The 20,001-nt window shown below is 72.1% G+C and carries 17 protein-coding genes and 1 pseudogene; 5 read left to right on the top strand and 13 right to left on the bottom strand.

Features of this window, described 5'->3' with window-relative positions; translation table 11 throughout:
• Positions 1 to 23: 23 nt before the first annotated feature.
• The 6 genes from QUE47_RS08420 to QUE47_RS08395 form a co-directional block, all read right to left on the bottom strand.
• Positions 24 to 599, bottom strand: a complete 576-nt coding sequence (locus tag QUE47_RS08420; RefSeq protein WP_286216913.1) for a GNAT family N-acetyltransferase — start codon at positions 597 to 599, stop codon at positions 24 to 26.
• A gap of 44 nt (positions 600 to 643) precedes the next feature.
• Positions 644 to 970, bottom strand: a complete 327-nt coding sequence (locus tag QUE47_RS08415) for an MFS transporter (RefSeq protein ID WP_286216912.1) — start codon at positions 968 to 970, stop codon at positions 644 to 646.
• Positions 931 to 1,440, bottom strand: coding sequence for a hypothetical protein (locus QUE47_RS08410; protein ID WP_286216911.1), 510 nt, complete (start codon positions 1,438 to 1,440; stop codon positions 931 to 933). The genes QUE47_RS08415 and QUE47_RS08410 overlap by 40 nt, the downstream gene beginning before the upstream one ends.
• The gene (locus QUE47_RS08405; protein WP_286216910.1) at positions 1,416 to 1,850 is read right to left on the bottom strand and encodes an MFS transporter; all 435 of its coding nucleotides are present in this window, start codon (positions 1,848 to 1,850) and stop codon (positions 1,416 to 1,418) included. Before QUE47_RS08405 ends, QUE47_RS08410 begins: the two co-directional genes overlap by 25 nt.
• Positions 1,851 to 1,876: 26 nt before the next feature.
• On the bottom strand, positions 1,877 to 3,376 hold the full coding sequence (locus QUE47_RS08400; protein WP_434019762.1) for a SulP family inorganic anion transporter: 1,500 nt from the start codon (positions 3,374 to 3,376) through the stop codon (positions 1,877 to 1,879).
• Positions 3,377 to 3,697: 321 nt separating this feature from the next.
• Positions 3,698 to 4,144, bottom strand: coding sequence for a MerR family transcriptional regulator (locus QUE47_RS08395; protein WP_286216909.1), 447 nt, complete (start codon positions 4,142 to 4,144; stop codon positions 3,698 to 3,700).
• 152 nt (positions 4,145 to 4,296) lie between these two features.
• Between QUE47_RS08395 and QUE47_RS08390 the strand changes: the two genes are divergently transcribed.
• A complete protein-coding gene (locus tag QUE47_RS08390) occupies positions 4,297 to 4,728 on the top strand; it encodes a hypothetical protein (RefSeq protein ID WP_286216908.1) in 432 nt (143 codons plus the stop codon).
• 67 nt (positions 4,729 to 4,795) lie between these two features.
• Here QUE47_RS08390 and QUE47_RS08385 read toward each other — a convergent pair whose 3' ends face one another.
• From QUE47_RS08385 to QUE47_RS08360, 6 genes and pseudogenes are all read right to left on the bottom strand, one after another.
• The gene (locus tag QUE47_RS08385; protein ID WP_286216907.1) at positions 4,796 to 5,470 is read right to left on the bottom strand and encodes a histidine phosphatase family protein; all 675 of its coding nucleotides are present in this window, start codon (positions 5,468 to 5,470) and stop codon (positions 4,796 to 4,798) included.
• A 149-nt stretch (positions 5,471 to 5,619) separates the two neighbouring features.
• Complete coding sequence (locus QUE47_RS08380; protein WP_286216906.1) at positions 5,620 to 5,976, bottom strand: RNA-binding S4 domain-containing protein; 357 nt, start codon at positions 5,974 to 5,976, stop codon at positions 5,620 to 5,622.
• 40 nt (positions 5,977 to 6,016) lie between these two features.
• Entirely contained in the window at positions 6,017 to 8,287 is a 2,271-nt protein-coding gene (locus QUE47_RS08375; protein ID WP_286219440.1) for a beta-xylosidase/alpha-l-arabinosidase, read from the bottom strand.
• Positions 8,288 to 8,519: 232 nt separating this feature from the next.
• A pseudogene (locus tag QUE47_RS08370) lies at positions 8,520 to 9,436 on the bottom strand (carbohydrate ABC transporter permease).
• Positions 9,433 to 10,521: a carbohydrate ABC transporter permease gene (locus tag QUE47_RS08365; protein ID WP_286216905.1), complete on the bottom strand. Its 1,089-nt coding sequence runs from the start codon at positions 10,519 to 10,521 to the stop codon at positions 9,433 to 9,435. Before QUE47_RS08365 ends, QUE47_RS08370 begins: the two are co-directional and overlap by 4 nt.
• A gap of 5 nt (positions 10,522 to 10,526) precedes the next feature.
• The gene (locus QUE47_RS08360) at positions 10,527 to 11,834 is read right to left on the bottom strand and encodes an ABC transporter substrate-binding protein (RefSeq protein WP_286216904.1); all 1,308 of its coding nucleotides are present in this window, start codon (positions 11,832 to 11,834) and stop codon (positions 10,527 to 10,529) included.
• A gap of 158 nt (positions 11,835 to 11,992) precedes the next feature.
• Between QUE47_RS08360 and QUE47_RS08355 the strand changes: the two genes are divergently transcribed.
• Entirely contained in the window at positions 11,993 to 13,024 is a 1,032-nt protein-coding gene (locus tag QUE47_RS08355; protein ID WP_286216903.1) for a LacI family DNA-binding transcriptional regulator, read from the top strand.
• A 36-nt stretch (positions 13,025 to 13,060) separates the two neighbouring features.
• Here QUE47_RS08355 and QUE47_RS08350 read toward each other — a convergent pair whose 3' ends face one another.
• A complete protein-coding gene (locus QUE47_RS08350; RefSeq protein WP_286216902.1) occupies positions 13,061 to 14,197 on the bottom strand; it encodes an FUSC family protein in 1,137 nt (378 codons plus the stop codon).
• A gap of 222 nt (positions 14,198 to 14,419) precedes the next feature.
• Here QUE47_RS08350 and QUE47_RS08345 point away from each other — a divergent pair, with 222 nt between their 5' ends.
• From QUE47_RS08345 to pgi, 3 genes are all read left to right on the top strand, one after another.
• Complete coding sequence (locus tag QUE47_RS08345; protein WP_286216901.1) at positions 14,420 to 16,960, top strand: endo-1,4-beta-xylanase; 2,541 nt, start codon at positions 14,420 to 14,422, stop codon at positions 16,958 to 16,960.
• Positions 16,897 to 18,093 carry a sugar-binding protein gene (locus tag QUE47_RS08340; RefSeq protein ID WP_286216900.1) on the top strand — a complete coding sequence of 399 codons (1,197 nt, stop codon included), beginning with the start codon at positions 16,897 to 16,899 and terminating at the stop codon, positions 18,091 to 18,093. The genes QUE47_RS08345 and QUE47_RS08340 overlap by 64 nt, the downstream gene beginning before the upstream one ends.
• A 224-nt stretch (positions 18,094 to 18,317) precedes the next feature.
• On the top strand, positions 18,318 to 20,000 hold the full coding sequence (pgi, locus tag QUE47_RS08335) for a glucose-6-phosphate isomerase (RefSeq protein ID WP_286216899.1): 1,683 nt from the start codon (positions 18,318 to 18,320) through the stop codon (positions 19,998 to 20,000).
• The last annotated feature ends 1 nt before the right edge of the window (position 20,001 follow it).

Raw genomic sequence — 20,001 nt, 5'->3', positions numbered from 1 at the left:
GGATGACGGCGCGCCGGTGCAGGTCAGAGGTGGTCGGAGCCCGGCCGCAGGTGCTTCTGCATGATCGCGGTGTCGAGCCACTGCCCGTGCTTGTACCCGACGTCGGTCAGCCGACCGATCTCGCGGAACCCGAGCTTCTCGTGCAGCTTCCGCGAGGCGGGCGACGCCCCGCTGGAGATCACGGCGACGGCCTCGCGGGCCCCCGCCGCGGCGGCGCCCTCGACGACACGCTCGAGCAGCTCGCTGCCGATGCCTCGGCCCGCGGTCTCGGGCAGGAGGTAGATGCTGGTCTCGACCGTGAACCGGTACGCGGGGCGAGGCCTCCACCAGCCGACGTAGGCCCACCCGACGACCCGGCCGTCGTCCGCCACCGCGACGACGAACGGCCAGCCCTCGGCGTAGGTGGACGCCATGCGCTCGCGCCAGAACTCGACGTCCGGAGCGACCTCCTCGAAGGTCGCGGTGCTCTCGCGCACGTAGTGCTCGTAGACGTCGGCGATGCCCTGGAGGTCGTCCTCCGTGGCGCCACGCACGGCGTACGGCAGCGTCCCCGCAGCCGTGGCAGCGGGGCTCGAGTGGTCGGTCGTACCGTCTCGCACCCGGCCATTCTGCCAAACTGTCGCGTCCTGCCCTATGGCACAGGTCACAACGCTGCAGTTCCGGGGCTCACGCCGCGCCGGTACGCCCGCAGCGCGAGCACCCCCGCGACGGGTCCGGGGACGAGGACGAGGAACGCCCACTGCCACCCGAGGTGGCCGGCGACGACGGGCACGAGCTGGATCGTCACGACAGTCAGGAGGAACCCGGCCGCCGTCTGCGCGGCGAGCGCCGTGCCGACGTAGCGCGCGTCGACCTCGTCGCTCAGCATCGTCGAGAACAGGCCGGAGTCGGCGATCACCGCGAAGCCCCACACGAGGCCGAAGGCCGCGATCACCGGGACCGGGGCGACGAACGCGAGCGGCGCGAGCACGCAGCACGCCCCGCTGACCCACAGCGCGGCCTCGGCGGTCCTCGCCCTCCCGACGCGGTCGGCGACACGACCCCCGACCACGCAGCCGGCGAGCCCCCGACCCCGATCGCGCCGAAGACGGCGATCCCGACCGCCGGGCCGACGTCCCCCACCTGCGAGCCCTGCGCGGCGAGGAGGAACGTCGCGAACCACGCCCACATCGCGTAGAGCTCCCACATGTGGCCGAGGTACCCGATGTTGACGAGGCGCTGCCTGCGGACGCGGAACATCTCGAGTGCGGCGCGCGGTCGGGGGCGGACGGCGGCACGCGGCAGGTGCGGGCCGGGTCGCAGCAGCAGGGCGCTCAGCAGCGCACCGAGGAGGGCCGTGCCGGCCGCCGTCCCGACGAGCAGCCGCCAGTCGAACGGCAGCAGACCGATCACGTGCGGCAGCGCCGACCCGACGGTCAGCGCCCCGAGGAGCAGCCCCATCGCTGTCCCGCGGCGCGCCCCGGCGACCAGGACACGGTGAGCTTCATGCCGACCGGGTACACGCCGGCCAGGAAGAAGCCGGTGAGCAGTCGGAGCGGCACGGCGACCGCGAGCCCGTCGGCCACCACCGCCAGCGCCACGGTGCACAGCGCGGCGGCCGCCGCCGAGACGGCGAGCAGGTGCTGCGGCGGGAACCGGTCCGCGAGGTTCAGGCCGGCCGAGAGCAGCGCGCCGACGGCGAACCCGATCTGCACCGACGCCGTCAGCCACACCGCCTCGGTGGCGGTGATGCCCCACTCGGCGCGCAGCGTCGGGACCACCGCGGTGGCCGAGAACCACACGGCGAGCGCCAGGACGACGACGACAGCGACCAGCGCACGCTGGCGGCGGGCGGTCGTCTCGTCGGGCACCGCCTCAGTGTTGCCCGACCGGACGGTCAGTGCCCGCCGCCGAGGTTCCCGGCGAGACGTCCGTGGCGCTCCGCCGAGTCGTCGTTGAGGCCGCGGATCTCGACGGACTTGCCCTTGGACGCGTACTTGTGGGTGATCGCGTCGAGCGTGGCGACCGTCGAGGCGTCCCAGATGTGCGCGTCGGTCATGTCGATGACGACGCGGTCGGGGTCGCCGGCGTAGTCGAACTGGTACACGAGGTCGTTCGAGGAGGCGAAGAAGAGCTCGCCCCGGACGGCGTACACCCGGGTCGTCTCGTCGTCACCGGACCCGGAGTCGGTCCCGTCGCCGGAGCCCGCGCCACCCTCGATACCGGCGCCGGTACCGGGCTGGTCGAGGCGCGTGACGGTCGTGAAGTGCGCGACGCGCTGCGCGAAGAGCACGGAGGCGACCACCACGCCGACGACGACGCCGATCGCGAGGTTGTCGGTCGCGACGGTGACGATCACCGTCGTGACCATGACGGTCGTCTCGCTCTTGGGCATGCGGCGCAGCGTGCTGGGACGGATCGAGTGCCAGTCGAACGTGCCGACCGACACCATGATCATCACGGCGACCAGGGCCGCCATCGGGATGAGACCGACGATGTCGCCGAGCCCGACGACCAGGATCAGCAGGAACACGCCGGCGAGGAAGGTCGAGATGCGGGTGCGCGCACCCGAGGCCTTCACGTTGATCATCGTCTGGCCGATCATCGCGCAGCCACCCATGCCGCCGAAGAAGCCGGTGATGACGTTGGCGGCGCCCTGGCCCCAGGCCTCGCGGGTCTTGTTCGAGTGGGTGTCGGTGACGTCGTCGACGAGCTTGGCCGTCATGAGCGACTCCATGAGCCCGACGAGCGCCATCGCGACCGCGTAGGGGCCGATGATCTTCAGCGTCTCGAGGTTCAGCGGCACGTCCGGGACGAACAGCGAGGGCAGGCTGTCGGGCAGGTCGCCCTCGTCGCCGACGTTCGGGACCGCGACCGCCGCGGCGATCGTGATCGCGGTGAGCAGCACGATCGCGACCAGCGGGGCCGGGATCACCTTGGTCACGCGCGGCAGGTAGACCATGATCGCGATGCCGACGGCGACCATCGGGTAGACGAGCCACGGGACGCCGATCAGCTGCGGCAGCTGGGCGGAGAAGATGAGGATCGCGAGCGCGTTGACGAAGCCCACCATCACCGAGCGCGGGATGAACCGCATGAGCTTCGCGACGCCGAGCACGCCGAGCAGCACCTGGATGACGCCGCCGAGCAGGACGGTGGCGATCAGGTAGTCGTAGCCGTGCTCGGCCATGACCGGCGCGACGACGAGCGCGATGGCTCCGGTCGCGGCCGAGATCATCGCCGGGCGTCCGCCGAGGAACGCGATCGAGACCGCCATCGTGAACGACGCGAAGAGCCCGACGCGCGGGTCGACGCCCGCGATGATCGAGAAGCTGATCGCCTCGGGGATCAGGGCGAGCGCGACGACGAGGCCGGCGAGGACCTCCGTGCGCAGCATGCGAGGGGACTTGAGGGCGGCGAGCACCGAGTTGGCGGTGTCGGCCTCGGGGGTGCGGGCGCCGGCCTGGGCGCGGGGGCCGTGGTGGCCATGTCGAGTTCCGTCCGTTCGGGGCGGGTGCTCGTCGCGCGTGCCGGTCCGCACGGCCACGATCGGTCACCCTGGGTGTCCGGCGGCTCCGGGAGCGTTCGCCGGGAAGGTCTGGGGCGCGGTCGTCCGCGCGGGTGGCACGGGCCGCGGTCCGGCGTGGGTGTCGGACGGCGCAGCTCGGGCCGCGCCCAACCCTACCGTCGCGTCAGGGTTGTGTCGGCGAGACGTCCGTCACACCGGACCGTGCTCGTCGAGCAGTCCACCGAGCCGCTCGGACAGCGCCTCGGCCGTACCGAGCTTGCGGCGCAGCGACGCGCAGCGCTCGTCCGCCCGGGCGTGGAACTCCGCGAGCCGAGCCAGGAGCGCGTCCCGCGCGGCGCCGTCCGACTCCTGCTCGAGCGCGTCGAGCGCACCCAGCAGGTCGCGCATCTCCTCGAGGGAGAAGCCCAGGGGCTTCATGCCCATCACGACGCCGAACCGCTGCAGGTCGGCCGGCGTGTACAGGCGGTACCCGCCGTGCGACCGCGCCGACGGGAGGACGAGACCGACCTCCTCGTAGTAGCGGATCGACCGCAGCGACAGGCCGGTGCGCTCGGCGACCTCGCCGATCTGCATCACCTGCGCCGCCGGGACCTCCCGGGGTCCCACGACCGAGCTGTCACCCGAGCTGTCACCCATGTCGTGCGCGCTCCCGTCGTGTGATGTGCCGCCCGATCCTATCGATCCGGTCACGATGTGCCGTTTCACCCCGCGTGAGCGTGCGCTACCGCCTTCGACCACGTTCTCTTGATGGTGAGACGAGCTCGACCCACTCCGACCCTGGGGGAATCATGAGCCGCATCCTGTGGAGCGGCACCGGCGTAGCGGTGATCGGCGGGACCACCGTCGGCCTCCTGGCTGCGTTCTGGTACACCGGACTCGCGCTGGCGACCTTCGGCCTGACCGCGGCCGTGACCGTCGGCCTCGTGCTGCGCGCCACGTCGAGCGGCGCCGGGCAGCAGGTCGTGACTGCGAGCCAGGGAGCGACCGCCCGCTCGCTCGACACCGATCGTGCTACCGGCACGACGACCGGCACAGTGACCGGTTCACCGACCGTCCCCGCGACCGTGGGTGCACTGGCCTCCGTGCTGCACCTCAAGGGCCGCGGCTGGTCCGACCCCGAGCCCTCGCTCGCGCACGACCTGGAGGCCGAGGTCCGCCCGATCTCGCCCGGGGTCTCCACCTCGCCGCTGGCCGCGACCGAGATCCGTCGCGGCGCCTGAGCCCACCGGTCACCCGTCGCGGCGCCAGAGCTCGCCGATCACCCGTCGCGACGCCTGAGCGCACCGGTCACCCTCGGCGGTGCACGTTCCATCCGGCGAGCACGTGCCTGTCCCGCTCGAAGGCGAGGGTGCTCACCGCGGCGGTCTCGAGCGCGAAGTGCGCTCCGTCGGCGGGGTGGAGGCCCAGCCACACCGCCGTCAGCACCCGCAGGAAGTGCCCGTGGGCGACGATCAGCACGTCCTCCCCGGCGTGCAACGCCGGGATGACGCGCCGCACCGCGGCGCCGGCCCGCCGTCCGACCTCGGCGACCGTCTCCCCCTCGGGCCGGCCCGGAGCCGGTGACTCGCCCGCCCCCGCCGCAGCGATGCGCTCACGCACACGACCCTGGTCGACCACGATGTCGACGCCGTCGATCCAGATGTCCCAGAGGCTGTCCGTCTCCTCGCGCACCTCGAGCGTCGACAGGCTCTCGGTCGGCCCGTAGTCCCACTCGACCAGGTGCGGGTCGATCTTCGGGTCCGGGAACCCGGCGAGCTCCGCCGTCCGCCGCGCTCGCTGGAGCGGGGAGGAGACGACCTCGGCGAAATACATGCCCGCGAGCGCCTCGTGCGCGTCACGGGCCTGCTCCTCCCCGCGGGCCGTCAGCGGCAGGTCGGTGCGGCCGGTGTGCTGCCCGATCCGGCTCCACTCCGTCTCCCCGTGTCGCAGGAGCAGGGCCCGGCCGTACTTGGAGGCGCTCATGCGGCCACTGTTCCACCGCGGTGCCGGTCGCGCCTGCCGGGCACTGGCGGGCACTGGCGGGCAACCCTGCCGGGCACTGGCGAGCAACATCGCCGACAACTCGCCGACAACGGGCCGAGAACCGGCCGGCAACCGGCGGCGTGGAGCCGTCAGTCGCGTCCGCGCAGCCGGTCGATCTCGCGGCGCTCGCGCTTGGTGGGGCGCCCCGCGCCGCGATCCCGGATGCCGACGGCGGCCCGCTCCACCTTGGTCGGGACGGGCGGACTGTGGTCGAGGTAGCACTTCACGGCGATCGGGGCGCCGACCCGCTTCGCGACGAGCTCGACGACTTCGATGACGCGGTCGCGCTCGGGGTCGCGGTAGGTCACCCGGTCACCGACCTTCACCGTCGTGGCGGGCTTGGCGCGGACGCCGTTGACCTTGACGTGCCCGGCACGGCAGCGCGCCGTCGCCTGCGACCGGCTCTTCGCCAGGCGCACCGCCCACAACCAGCTGTCGACCCGCATCGGAGCAGTCTCCCACTCACGTCCCCAGCTCCGCGTGGGATCAGCCGCGCGCCACCTCGACGCCGACGTACCGCGGGTCGGCCGTCGACACCGCGTGGACCTCGCCGACGATCCGCAGCGCCGCCTCGGTCTCACGCGTCGCGCAGTCCGGCCCGACCCAGAGCTCCACGTCTCCGGGCTCGACGACCCGGACCATGTCGCGCCCCGAGAACGCCAGCCGCTGCGTCGGCACGCTGAAGCGCACCTCGGCCGACTCCCCCGCAGCGAGGTCCACCCGCGCGTACCCGAGCAGCTGCACCACGGGACGCGTGACGGAGCCGACGACGTCGCGCGCGTAGAGCTGGACGACGTCCGTCCCGTCGCGCTCGCCCGTGTTCGCCACGCGGACCGTGGCCGTGAACGAGTCCCCCGCCGCGACCTCGGCGTCGACCGTCAGCCCGGTGCGCTCGAACGTCGTGTACGAGAGCCCGTGGCCGAACGCCCGCGCCGGGGTCGGGTCCGTGCTCGTCACGTCGCTCGGCCCGCCGAGCCGCGGGTGCAGGTAGCTGTAGGGCTGCGTCCCGGCGGACCGTGGGAGCGAGACAGGGAGCCGCCCGGAGGGGTTGACGCGTCCGGAGACGACCCCGGCGAGCGCGCCCGCGCCCTCCTCGCCCGGGAAGAACGCCTGGACGACGGCCCCCTCGTCGAGCAGGTGCCCGACGGCGTACGGCCGCCCGGTCAGCAGGATCACCACGGTCGGGGTGCCGGTCGCGCGGACGGCGGCCACGAGCTCCTCCTGGACACCGGGCAGGCGCAGGTCGTCGGCGTCGTTGCCCTCGCCGACGGTCCCGCGGCCGAAGAGCCCGGCCTGGTCGCCGAGCACGAGGACCGCGACGTCGGCGTCGCTTGCGGCAGCGGCGGCGGCGGCGAACCCCGAGCGGTCGGTGCCCTCGACCTCGCAGCCGGTCGCGACCGTGATCTCGGCCTCGGGGAGCTCGGCCCACAGCGCCTCGGCGACCGTCGGGATCGCGAACCCCAGCGGCGTGCCCGGGTGGTGCGCGAGCACGTGGTTAGCGAACGAGTAGCAGCCCATGAGCGCCTCGGCACGGTCCGCGTTGGGCCCGACGAGCGCGACCCGGCGCGGCCCTGCGGGCGCTCCGGTCGCCCCCGACCCTGCGGCACCACCGAGGGGCAGCACCCCGTCGTTCGACAGCAGCACCACGGACTCCTCGGCGAGCCGGCGCGCGACGGCCCGGTGCGCCGGGCTGTCGAGGTCGATCTCGCTCGGCGGCTCGTCGTCGAACGTCGCGTCGAGCAGTCCCAGGTCCTCCTTCTGGGCGAGAGCCCGCAGCACGGCACGGTCGACGAGCGCCTCGTCGACGAGCCCGGCGCGCACCTTCTCCGCGAGCGGCGCGAGGTACGCGTCGCCGGTGGGCAGCTCGACGTCGATCCCGGCCGCGAGCGCCAGGCCCGCAGCCTCCCCGAGGTCCGCGGCGACCTGGTGCATGACGTGCAGGAACGCCACGGCGAAGTAGTCGGCGACGACCACGCCGTCGAAGCCCCAGCGGTCGCGCAGCACCCCGGTGAGGTACGTGGGGTCCGCGGCCATGGGCAGGCCGTCGATCTCGGCGTAGGAGTTCATCACCGACCGGACGCCGCCGTCGAGCACGGCCATCTCGAACGGGGGCAGCAGCACGTCGGCGACCTCGCGCGGGCCTGCCGAGACGGGCGCGTGGTTGCGGCCTGCCCGCGAGGCCGAGTAGCCGACGAAGTGCTTGAGCGTCGCGTGCACGCCGGCCGACTGGAGCCCTCGGACGTACGCGGTGCCGACGGTCCCGACGACGTAGGGGTCCTCAGCGATGCACTCGTCGACCCGGCCCCAGCGGGGGTCGCGGATCACGTCGAGCACGGGCGCGAGGCCCTGGTGGATGCCGAGGTCGCGCATCGACCCGCCGATGAGCGCCCCCATCTCTGCCACGAGGTCGGGGTCGAACGACGCGCCCCACGCCAGCGGCGTCGGGAACGTGGCGGCCTGCCAGGCGGCGAGCCCCGTGAGGCACTCCTCGTGGACGAGCGCCGGGATCCCCGGTCGCGTCTCGCGGACCAGCCTGCGCTGCTCCTGCCAGAGCCACCGCGCCCGCTCGACCGGGTCGACGGGCCGCGTGCCGTAGACGCGCGTGAAGTGCCCGATCCCGTGCTCGGTGATCTCCTCGAGCCGGCTGGACCGCGCGGTCATCTCGCCCTGCATCGGCGCGACGACCTCGCCGCCCTGGTCGAGCCAGTAGCCCACGACCTGGGCGAGCTTCTCTTCCAGGGTCAGGTCCGCGAGGATCGCCCGGACCCTGTCGGACGGCGCGGCACCCGCCGAGCGAGGCTCGGTCGGGTCGGGTGCCCCCGGGTCGGGCGGCCACCGTCGGGCGCCGTGCCGAGCGTCCGGGCCTCGGGCTCCACGGCGCTCTCGGGCGCACGCAGTTCTGTCATGGTCCTGCTCCCTTGCTGGGTCGACGATGCGGGCGAGCGGGCGGCCCGGGGTGCGGGACGACGTCCGACACCCCGGGCGCGGCTCAACCCTTGACTGCTCCCTGGAGACCGTTGACGATCCGCTTCTGCATCGCGAGGAAGAACACGAGAGCCGGGATCATCGCGAGCGTGGTGAAGGCGAAGACGCCCGCGGTGTCCGCGGAGTGCTCCGACGAGAAGTCGGCGACACCCAGCGGGAGGGTCCTCATGTCCCCCTGCAGGAGCAGGAGGGGCAGGAGATAGGCGTTCCACGAGCCGACGAACGCGAGCACGCCGACGGTGACCATCCCCGGGCCCGAGAGCGGCAGGAGGATCCGCCAGAAGAACCCGACCCGGCTCGCACCGTCCAGCAGCGCGGCCTCCTCGAGCTCCTTCGGCAGCGCCATGAGGAACGGGCGCAGGATCACGACCGTGATCGGCAGGGCGAAGGCCGCCTGCGGCAGCGCGACCCCCACCAGGTGTTCGCGAGACCGAGGTCCTTCGAGATCAGGATGAAGAGCGGGATCACCGCGACCGTCGCCGGGAACAGCAGACCCATGACGAACACGAAGAACAGGTGCTCGCGCCCCTTGAACGAGTACCGGGCGAGCGGGTACGCGGCCATGGTCCCGAAGACGACCACGATCAAGGTCGTCACGACCGCGATCACCGTGGAGTTCCACGTGTACTGCCAGAAGGCCGGGTTCGTCAGGACGCCCGTGTAGTTCGTCAGGACCCAGGGGTCCGGGAGACCCGCCGGGTTCTCGGCGAGCTGGCCGTTGGTGCGGAAGCCTCCGAGGAGCCCGTACAGCACGGGGCCCAGGGTGGCGGCGACCACGACGAGCGCGATGCCCCACACGAGCGGGGTGCCGCCGCGGTGGGCGTTGCCGCGGGGCCGGCGACCGCCGCCGCGCGTGATGCCGTCCGGGTCGATCACGGCGTCGCTGAGCGCCTTCGAGGCGCTGGCGGTGCTGCCGCTCATCGCTGCACCTTCTTCCGGGGTCGGTCGGTCGTGTCGCGCGAGAGCACGAGGCGCTGGTAGAGGAGCGCCAGGGTGAGCGCGACGACGAAGAGGATCACCGAGGCCGCGCCGGCGATGCCGTAGTTCTGGCGCTTGGTGCCCTCGTTGACGAGGAACGTGGCCATGGTCGTGGTGGCGTTCGCGGGTCCGCCGCCGGTGAGGATCCAGACCATGTCGAAGAGCTGGAGCGAGCCGATCATGGACAGGAACACCCACGTGCGGATCGTCGGGCCGACCAGCGGGATCGTGATCCGGAACTGGGTCTGCCACCAGGAGGCACCGTCGATCTGGGCGGCCTCGCTCAGCTCCTCGGGCACGCCCTGGAGTCCTGCGAGCAGCAGGATCACCGCGAGCCCGAGGTACTTCCAGGTGAGGACGACGATGACCGTCCACAGCGCGATCTCCGGGTCGCCGAGCCACCCCTGCTCCGGGCCCGAGAGGCCGACCGCGGCGAGCAGCGTGTCGATCACGCCGTAGCGCGGCTGGAGCAGCTGGAACCACACGACGCCGGCGACGACCTCGGCGAGCACGTAGGGGACGAAGATGATCGTCCGCAGCACACCCTGACCGCGCATCTTGCGGTTGAGGAGCAGCGCGATCCCGAGACCCAGCGGGAGCTGGATCGCGATCGACGCGACCACGATGATCAGGTTGTGGACCATCGCCCCGATGAACACGTCGTCCTGCAGCACGCGGACGTAGTTCTGGAGGCCGACGAAGTCGACGAGCGGGCCGAACCCCTTCCAGCGGTACACCGAGAACTGGACGGCCTTCATGATCGGCCAGACCACGAAGAACGCGAAGAGCAGGAGCGCGGGTGCGGTGAAGCCGATGATCTCCAGCCGGATCCGCCACCTGGAGGTGCTGCGCGTGCCGCGCGCCGGGACGGGACCGGCCTGCCCGCTGCTCGCGACCTGCCCGCCGGTCGCCGGCCGTGCCGAAGCACGACCGGCGGCCGGGGCGGGGTCGGGCGCGGCAGGCGACTGCGCGCTGCCCGTGCGGGCAGTCGTGCCGACGGCGGGGCCGGCGGTGAAGTCGTCTGCCACGCCGATCACATCTCCGCGTCGGCGGCCGCCTGGGTCGCGTCGACGATGTCCTGCGGGCCGGCCTGCCCCGCGAACATGAGCGCGATCTCGTCGTTCATCGCGCCGCCGACCGACGCCCCGAAGGCGGTGTCGAAGTAGAGCTGGACGTACGGGGCCGCGTCGCGCACCCCGAGGAGCTCGGCCAGGGCCGGGTCCGCGACGTACTGCGACGCGCTCGGGTTGGTCGGCAGACCCATGTCGAGCTCGGCGAAGCCCTTCTGGACCTCGTCCGAGAGCAGGTACTGCATGAAGTCGACGGCCTCGTCGGGTGCGTCGGCGGACGCGGCCCACGCGTCGCCGCCACCGAGGGCGGCCGTGGGCTCACCCTCACCGCCGTCGACCGCCGGGAACGCGAACCAGCCGGTGTCGTCGCCCAGACCCTCACCGTTCTCGGTCAGCCCCTGCATGACGCCGGGCTCCCAGTGCCCGGCGAGCTCCATGGCGACCTTGCCGGTCGCGAGGAGGCCCGACGCCGAGGTGGGTCCGGACTGCGCGGGCGTCGACAGGAACCCGGCGTTGAACGGCTCGGTGCCCACGAGCGCCTCGAGGTCGTCCCCCGCGCGGAGCCAGCAGTCGTCCGAGAAGTCGAGGCTCGTCACTGTCGCGTCGAGCACGTCCTTGGAGCACTCGCGCAGGCCGTAGTAGTACCAGTAGTGCGCGGCGGGCCACTTGTCGCCGGCACCGACCGAGATCGGCTCGATCCCGGCGTCCTTGAGCTTGGCGACGGCGTCGTCGAACTCGGCCTGCGTGGTCGGCGGGGTGTCGATGCCCGCCTCGGCGAACATCGCCTTGTTGTACCAGAAGCCGACGACCCCGACGCTGAACGGCAGCCCGTAGGTCTGCCCGTCGACCTGCCAGCCGGCGATGCTGCCGCCGACGGTGTCGATCGTGTCGGAGGCGAGGTCGGAGATGTCCTTGGTCAGGCCGGCCTCGACGTGCGCGGCGAGCTCGCCGCCGCCGCGCTCCATGTAGATGTCGGGCGTGTCGCCGCTCTGGAACGAGGCATCGAGCTTGGTGAGCATGTCCTCGTGCTGCATGGCGCTCACCTCGACGGTCACGCCGGGGTTGTCGGCCTCGAAGTCGGCCGCCACCTGGTCGTAGTAGTCCTTGCCTTCGCCGGTGTTGGAGTTGTGCCACCAGCTGATCGTGACGTCGCCGTCGGACCCGGCGCTGGATCCTGCGTCGTCGGAGCTGTCTCCGCCGCCGCAGGCGGTGGCGGTCAGGGTGAGTGCTGTGCCGAGTGCGATCGCAGTCGCGATCCGCGTGTTGCGCATGGTGAGGGCCCCTCGGGTCGTCGTTGACGGGTACGGACCCAGGAAGTGTGCATCCGCGACCGACGGTTCGTCAATCGTTATCGATAACGTTTTCGACACGGACTCGAAATCGTTATCCGGCTGCGCGCCACCGAGACGCGCCCCGGTACAGTCGTCCCGTGCAGACCTCCGCGAGAGTGACCATCGGCGACGTCGCCCGGACCGCCGGCGTCTCCGTGGCGACCGTCTCGAAGGTCATCAACGAGCGCTACGGGGTCTCCGCCGCGACGTCCGCGAAGGTCAAGGCCGTCGTCGCGGAGCTCGGGTACGAGACGTCCCTCGTGGCACGGAGCCTGCGCGGCAGCCGGACGAACGTGATCGGCGTCCTCGTCCCAGGCTTCGAACCGTTCAGCACGGAGCTCCTCAAGGGGATCTCGGACGCGGTCGCCGAGACGGACTACGAGCTCCTCGCCTACTCGCCGAGCACGCCCTCGGACCGGGCCGTGGGCTGGGAGCACCGGTCGCTGGCCCGGCTGAGCGGGACGCTCATCGACGGCGCGATCATGGTCACGCCGACGATCGTCGGCGCGGACACCCACGTCCCCGTCGTCGCGATCGACCCGCACACCGGCCCGCAGGGCCTGCCGACGGTCGACGCCGACAGCGCGACCGGGGCCTTCGACGCGACCACGCACCTGGCCGGTCTGGGCCACCGCCGCATCGCCTACCTCGGCGGGCGTCCCGACCTCGAGTCCGCGCGCCTGCGCGAGGAGGGCTACCGCGCCGCGCTCGAGAGCGCCGGGATCCCCTTCGACCCAGACCTGACGCGGGTCGGCGCCTACCACGCACCCACGGCCGACGGCCCGCTGCACGAGCTCATGACCCTCGCCGACCGCCCCACGGCGCTGTTCGCCGCGAACGACCTCTCCGCGATCCGCGCCGTCGAGGTCGCCCGGGAGCTGGGGCTGCGCGTGCCCGAGGACCTCAGCATCGTCGGCTTCGACAACGTCCCCGAGTCGGCGCTCGTCGACCCGCCCCTGACGACGGTCCAGCAGCCGATGCACCAGATGGGCGCCGAGGCGCTGCGCATGCTGCTGGACCTGCTCGCAGGGGTCGAGCGCGACGCGCACCTGCGACTGCCGACGTCGCTGGTGGTCCGCGCATCTACGGCACCGCCGGCCCCGCCGGCCCCGCCGGCACCGTCCCTCTAGCGCGGACCGTCTAGCTGCAGGCCTCGCTCGCCTCGCTCACCGAGCTCTCCAGCGTCGCGAGGGCCTCGGCGCCGCGGTGGATCGCGAGGACCACGGTGCCCGCCACGAAATAGTCGTGTTCTGCCTCGTCCCGGGCAGCGCGGATGACCGTGCGCAGCTCGTCCGCCGCGGCGTGGACCTCGGGGAGCTCCCGGCCTCGGCGCGCAACGCCTTCGCGTAGACCGTGAGCGCCTCCGCGACACCCGGCCGGACGCTCGGCCCGAAGGCGAGGTTGTCGTTGCCGACCGCCTCCCAGCGCATCACCAGTCGGCTGATGTCCTCGACCGTCTCGCCGGCGACGCGCAGGGCCTCGGCCCGGGCGATCAGGAGCTGCAGCTCTGTCGAGCGGCGCAGGGCGCGGATGTTCGCCCGCGCCGCTTCCTTGCTCTCCTCGGCCGCGGCCGACGCCCGCTCGAGGACGGGTCGGATCTCGCGGCGGCGAGCGTCCCACTCGTCCACCGCCGGTGGCTCGCTGCGATCGAGACCGTCGACCACCGTCTCGAGCTGGTCGGCCAGTCGGTCCCGCAGCCGGTCGAGCTCGATCGAGGAGGGGACGATCAGCAGCGGCGGGAGGAGCGTGTTGACGAGCGCCCCGATCGCGGCGCCGAGCGCGACGAGCCCCGCGTACGCGCCCACGAACCCGAGCTTGTCGGTGTTCCCGATGATCAGGACGATCAGCGACGAGGTCACGACCCAGTCCCCGAGCACTCCCCAGCCGCGCCAGCCCGCCACGAGGAACGCGATGCCGACGACCACGGCGATCGAGATCGCCCCGGGTGCGAGCGCGAGGTCGGCGAGCCGCGCGATCGCGGCTCCGGCGACCACGGCGCCCGCCGCCTGGACCGCGGCGAGCGCGGACCGCACCACCGTGCGGTTCATCGCCACGACCGCCCCGAGCGGGGCGTAGTACGCGAAGTCCGAGATCGGCGCGGGGAGCAGGAGCGCGACGAACCACGCGAGCGAGGCTGCGAACGCCGCCTTGAACGCCATCGACCACCGTGGGTGCCGGGACCAGAGGAGGTCCATCGCACGGGCGCCACGGCCGATGCGCCCTTCCCTGAGCCGTCGGAGCGTGGTACGCACCTCGAGTCGTGAGGTCTCGCCGTCGCGGCCCGCAGGCGAGTCGTGTTCCACGAACGAGAACGGTACGCCCGCGCGAGGTCCCACGCCGACGGCGTGATCCGTGGGTCGGTGGCGGGTCGGCGGCGGCGAACGCCCGCTCGCGGACCCGATCGGCCGGGCCGGGGCTTGCAGGTTCGGTCGAAATCGTTTTACATGGGTCTTCCGAAAACGATTTCGTCTTCGGAAGGACCGGGGCACAGGAGCCTCGGCCACCTCACTCGCAAGGGAGCGACGATGAGACAGAGCTGGAGAGCGACGGTCGCGGGACTCGCGGTCGGCGCACTGACGCTGACCGGGGCCGCCGCGGGCGCCACGATCGGTGCCGTAGCGGCCGCAGCGGCCGACGACACCATCATCGACAACGACTTCGAGAGCACCTACGAGCCCTGGACGGCACGCGGCGACGCCGACCTCGCGCTGACGACGACCGAGGCCGCGTCGGGCTCGTCGAGCCTCGCCGTGACGGGTCGGACGGCGAGCTGGCAGGGCGCCGCGACCGACGTCGTCAGCACGTTCGTCGCGGGCGAGACCTACACCCTCGACGCGCAGGTCAAGGTACCTGCAGGCACCGCCGCGACGACTGTCGCCGCCACGGTCCAGGAGTCGCGCGACGGCACCGACGACGCCTACACGCAGGTCGCCTCGGTCGCGGTCGACGCCGACGGCTGGGCGACCCTGACCGGGACCTACGTCATGCCCGACGCGCTCACCGGGGCGGTCCTCTACCTGGAGGCCGCGACGACCGGGTCCGGCGACAGCGCGGCGGAGCCCGACTTCCTCGTCGACGACCTCGGCGTCACCGGCACGGCAGGGGGCACAGGACAGACCGAGGCGGTCCTCGCGACCGACTTCGAGGACGGCCTCGGCGGCTGGAGCGCCCGCGGTGACGGCGTCGTCGCCGACACCACGACCCCCGGCCACGACAGCGGGACCGCCGCCCTGGTCACCAACCGCACCGAGGAGTGGCACGGGCTCGCCCACGACGTCACCTCGCTGATCGAACCGGGCTCGACCTATCAGGTCTCCGCCTGGGTGAAGCTCGGCCCCGACGAGGACGGCACGGCCGACATCGGGCTCAGCGTGCAGCGCACCGCCGCCGACGGCGGCGACAGCTTCGACAACGTCGCCACCGCTGCGGGCGCGACCGCCGACGACTGGGTCCAGATCACCGGCACCTACCAGCCCGGCCCGTTCGAGTCCGCGACGCTGTACGTCGAGATGCCCTACCAGTCGGCCGACCTCCGCCCGATCGTTGTCGACGACGTCCTCGTCACCACGTCGAGCGCCGGCATCGAGACCGATGTCCCCGACCTGAAGGACGCGCTCGACGTGCCCTTCGGCGTGGCGATCGACGGACGCGAGACCACCGGGCCGTCGTCCGAGCTCGTGCTCAAGCACTTCGACCAGATCACGCCCGAGAACGACATGAAGCCGGAGGAGATCCAGCCCACGGAGGGCACGTTCACGTTCGACGACGCGGACGTGCTGATGCAGTTCGCCAAGGACGACGGCCTGCGCGTCTACGGTCACGTCCTCGTGTGGCACAGCCAGACCGCCGACTGGATGTTCGAGGACCCGACGACCGGCGAGCCGCTGACCACGTCGGACGAGGACCGACAGCTCCTGCGTGACCGCATGAAGACGCACATCGACACCTTCGCCGAGCACTTCGCGCAGTACGGCGCGTACGGCGAGGACAACCCGATCAGGGCGATCGACGTCGTCAACGAGGTCATCTCCGAGGGCGAGGACGACGGTCTGCGCCGCAGCGAGTGGTACCGGATCCTCGGCCCGGAGTACATCCGCCTGGCCTTCGAGTACGCCCACGAGGCGTTCGGTGACGGCGTCGCCCTCTTCATCAACGACTACAACACCGAGCAGCCCGCCAAGCGCGCCGCCTACCTGGACCTCGTCGGTGACCTCCTCGACGAGGGCGTCCCCGTCGACGGCGTGGGCCACCAGCTGCACGTGTCGTTGCTGCAGCCGATCAACCAGATCGAGGCGTCGATCGAGGCGGTCGACGCGCTCGCCGACGCGAAGGGTGTCGACCTCGTCCAGGCCGTCACCGAGCTCGACGTCGCCGCGAACACCGGGGGCGAGTCCTGGACGTCGCTGCCGCAGGAGCGGGCGGTGTCCCAGGGGTACTACTACCGCGACCTGTTCGACATGCTGCGGTCACACGCGCAGGACCTGTTCTCCGTGACCGTGTGGGGCCCGACCGACGCCCGCAGCTGGCGGTCCGAGGGCTTCCCGCTGCTCTTCGACGGGGCCCTGCAGGCGAAGCCGGCGTTCTGGGGGTCGTCGACCCGGCGCAGCTCCCCGTGCTCACCCGGTCCGCCACCGCCCCGGCCGGCGACGTGGCCCTCGACGGGGACGCGTCGTCCGACACCGCGTGGGACCAGCTGCCCGACCTACCCGTCGGCGAGGCCGGCTCGGGCTGGCAGCTCCGGTGGTCGCCCGACCACCTCACGGCGTTCGTCCACGTCGAGGACGCGACGCCCGACGGGGCCGCCGACACCGTCGACCTCTTCTGGGGGGACGCCTCGCTCACCGTGGCACGGGACGGCAGCGTCTCGGGTTCCGGTGCGGCCGTGGTGTCGGACGGCGGGAGCGGGTTCGACGTCGTCGCCCACCTCCCGGACGCGGGCCTGGTGGACGGCGCGACCGTGGATGCCGACGTCCGTCTCACCGACGGGTCCACCGGGACCCAGGTGTCGTGGAACGACCTCAGCCACGGCCAGGAGGACGGCGAGCGCTTCGGTGTCGTCACCCTGATCGGGGCGGTCGCGACGACCGACGTCGTCGAGGCCGCGGACGCCCCGACGATCGACGGTGCCGTCGACGAGGCCTGGGACTCCGCCACGGCGGTGACCACCGACCTGCAGGTCGAGGGGACCCCGGGCGCGAGCGCCTCGGTGCGCTACCTGTGGCAGGGCAGCACGCTCTACGCCCTGGCGGAGGTCACCGACCCGGAGCTCGACGACACGGCGAGCAACCCCTGGGAGCAGGACTCGGTCGAGCTCTTCGTCGACCCGACCAACGAGAAGAACGGCCCGTACACGGCCGACGACGGCCAGTACCGGATCAGTGCGACGAACGCCCTGTCGTTCGGCGGCGAGGCGTCGGTCGCCGACCGGCTCACGTCGGCGACGCAGGTCGTCGACGGCGGCTACGTCGTCGAGGCGTCGATCGACCTCGGGTACGCACCCGAGGTCGGGGACCTCGTCGGGCTCGACGCGCAGGTCAACGACGCGGCGGGCGGGGTGCGCGGATCGGTCCGGACCTGGGCCGACCCGACGGGTCGCGGCTACCAGTCGACGGCGCGCTGGGGCGTGGGGACGTTCGTCGAGGCCACCGAGCCCGCGGCCGTCGTCCCCGCGGTCGACGTCGTGCAGCCGACCTGCGAGACGCCGGGTTCGATCACCGGCGTCGAGGTCGACGGGGTCGCCCGCTACGTGATCAAGGACTGGGTCGACGGCAAGGCCCGCGGGTACGTCAGGGCCGGTGAGGTAGACCCGGGCACGTACGTCGTGCGCGCGTGGCCCGAGGAGGGCGTGACTCTGACCCCGGGCGAGGGCTGGGAGTCGATCTTCCAGGGTCGGGTGCAGACCGTCGTGACGATCGACGACCTCGACTGCACGGCCCCGACCGTCACCGTCAAGCCCGGCGCGCACTTCACCGTCGGGTCCGACGGGGTCTACTCGAAGGTCTCGTTCAAGCTCTACGACGCGGGGAAGATCGACCGGCTGACGCTGAACGGGAAGGTCAAGGACCTGACCGACAACCGGTGGCCGGACCTGAACTTCGTGGCCCCAGGGAAGTTCGGTGCGGTCGAGGGGGAGAACATGCTCGTGGTGCTCGACGTGGCGGGGAACACGACCACGGTCGAGTTCACCCTGACCGACTGACGCCGCACCACGACGCGAGGCACAGAGCAGGCCGTCTGCGCGCCCGATCCCCCGGGTCGGGCGCGTGGACGGCCTGGCCGTCCCACCGGCGCCACGTGCCGCCGGACGGCGGACGGTCGCCATCCGGTCGCGCGCAGCGCTCGTCGCCCGCACGTTCTACGGTTGACCCTGGCGGCCGACGACGACGCCGTCCCTCTCCCGAGAACGAAGGCACGGTACCCGGCGTGAGCACTGCACCGATCGACGCGACGACGACCCCGGCATGGGCCGACCTGACGGCCCACCACACGAGCTTCAACGGTGACCTGCGCGGCTGGTTCGACGCCGACCCGGGCCGTGCGGAGCGCATGACGTTCGACGCCGCCGACCTGCACGTCGACCTGTCCAAGAACCTCGTCACCGACGAGACCCTCGCGATCCTGCGCCGCCTCGCCGACGACGTGAACCTGGGTGAGCGCCTCGAGGCGATGTTCTCGGGCGAGCACATCAACGTCACCGAGGACCGCGCCGTCCTGCACACCGCCCTGCGCCGCCCGGCGGGCGCGCAGCCGCCGCTGGTCGTCGACGGCCAGGACGTCGACACCGACGTGGACGCGGTCCGGCAGAAGATGTTCGCGTTCGCGAAGGACGTCCGCAAGGGCACCTGGACCGGCGTCACCGGCAAGCCCGTCGAGACGGTCGTCAACATCGGGATCGGCGGCTCCGACCTCGGGCCGGTCATGGTCTACGAGTCCCTCCAGCCGTACGTCAAGGAGGGGCTCGAGGTCCGGTTCGTCAGCAACATCGACCCGACCGACATCGCCGAGACGGTCAAGGACCTCGACGCCACGACGACCCTGTTCATCGTCGCGTCGAAGACGTTCGGCACGCTCGAGACCCTGACCAACGCCCGCCTCGCCCGCGAGTGGCTCTGGGAGTCCCTGCTGGCGGACGGCGTCATCAAGGACACCGACAAGGCCCGCAAGAGCGCGGTCTCCAAGCACTTCGTCGCGGTGTCGACGGCCCTCGACAAGGTCGCGGACTTCGGCATCGACCCCGCCAACGCGTTCGGGTTCTGGGACTGGGTGGGCGGCCGCTACTCGGTCGACTCGGCGATCGGCCTGTCGGTCGCGATCGCGATCGGTCCCAAGCGGTTCGCCCAGTTCCTCGGCGGGTTCAACGCGATCGACGAGCACGTGCGCACGACGCCGTTCGAGCGGAACGTGCCCGTCCTCATGGGCCTGCTCAACGTCTGGTACGTGAACTTCCTCGACGCGCACTCCCACGCCGTCCTGCCGTACGCCCAGTACCTGCACCGCTTCCCGGCGTACCTGCAGCAGCTGACCATGGAGTCGAACGGCAAGTCGGTGCGCTGGGACGGCACGCCGGTCACCTCGCACACCGGCGAGATCTTCTGGGGCGAGCCCGGCACCAACGGCCAGCACGCCTTCTACCAGCTGATCCACCAGGGCACCCGCGTGATCCCGGCCGACTTCATCGCCGTCGCGAACCCCGCGAACCCGCTGACCGACGGTGACACCGACGTGCACGGCCTGTTCCTCGCGAACTTCTTCGCCCAGACGAAGGCGCTCGCCTTCGGCAAGACGGCGGACGAGGTCCGCGCCGAGGGCACCGACGAGGCGATCGTCCCGGCCCGCGTGTTCTCCGGGAACCGCCCGACGACGTCGATCATGGCTCCGGCCCTGACCCCGTCGGTCGTGGGCCAGCTCATCGCGCTGTACGAGCACATCACGTTCGTCCAGGGTATCGTCTGGGGCATCGACAGCTTCGACCAGTGGGGCGTCGAGCTCGGCAAGAAGCTCGCCGTCGAGATCGCGCCGGCCGTGGCCGGGGACGACGAGGTGCTGGGTTCCCAGGACTCGTCGACGAAGGCGCTCATCGAGTACTACCGCGCGCAGCGCGGCTGAC

Source organism: Paraoerskovia sediminicola (genome assembly GCF_030296575.1).
Taxonomy (GTDB): Bacteria; Actinomycetota; Actinomycetes; order Actinomycetales; family Cellulomonadaceae; genus Paraoerskovia; species Paraoerskovia sediminicola.
Note: the sequence above shows the minus strand (reverse complement) of the source record. Positions and strands in the feature narration are given on the sequence as shown.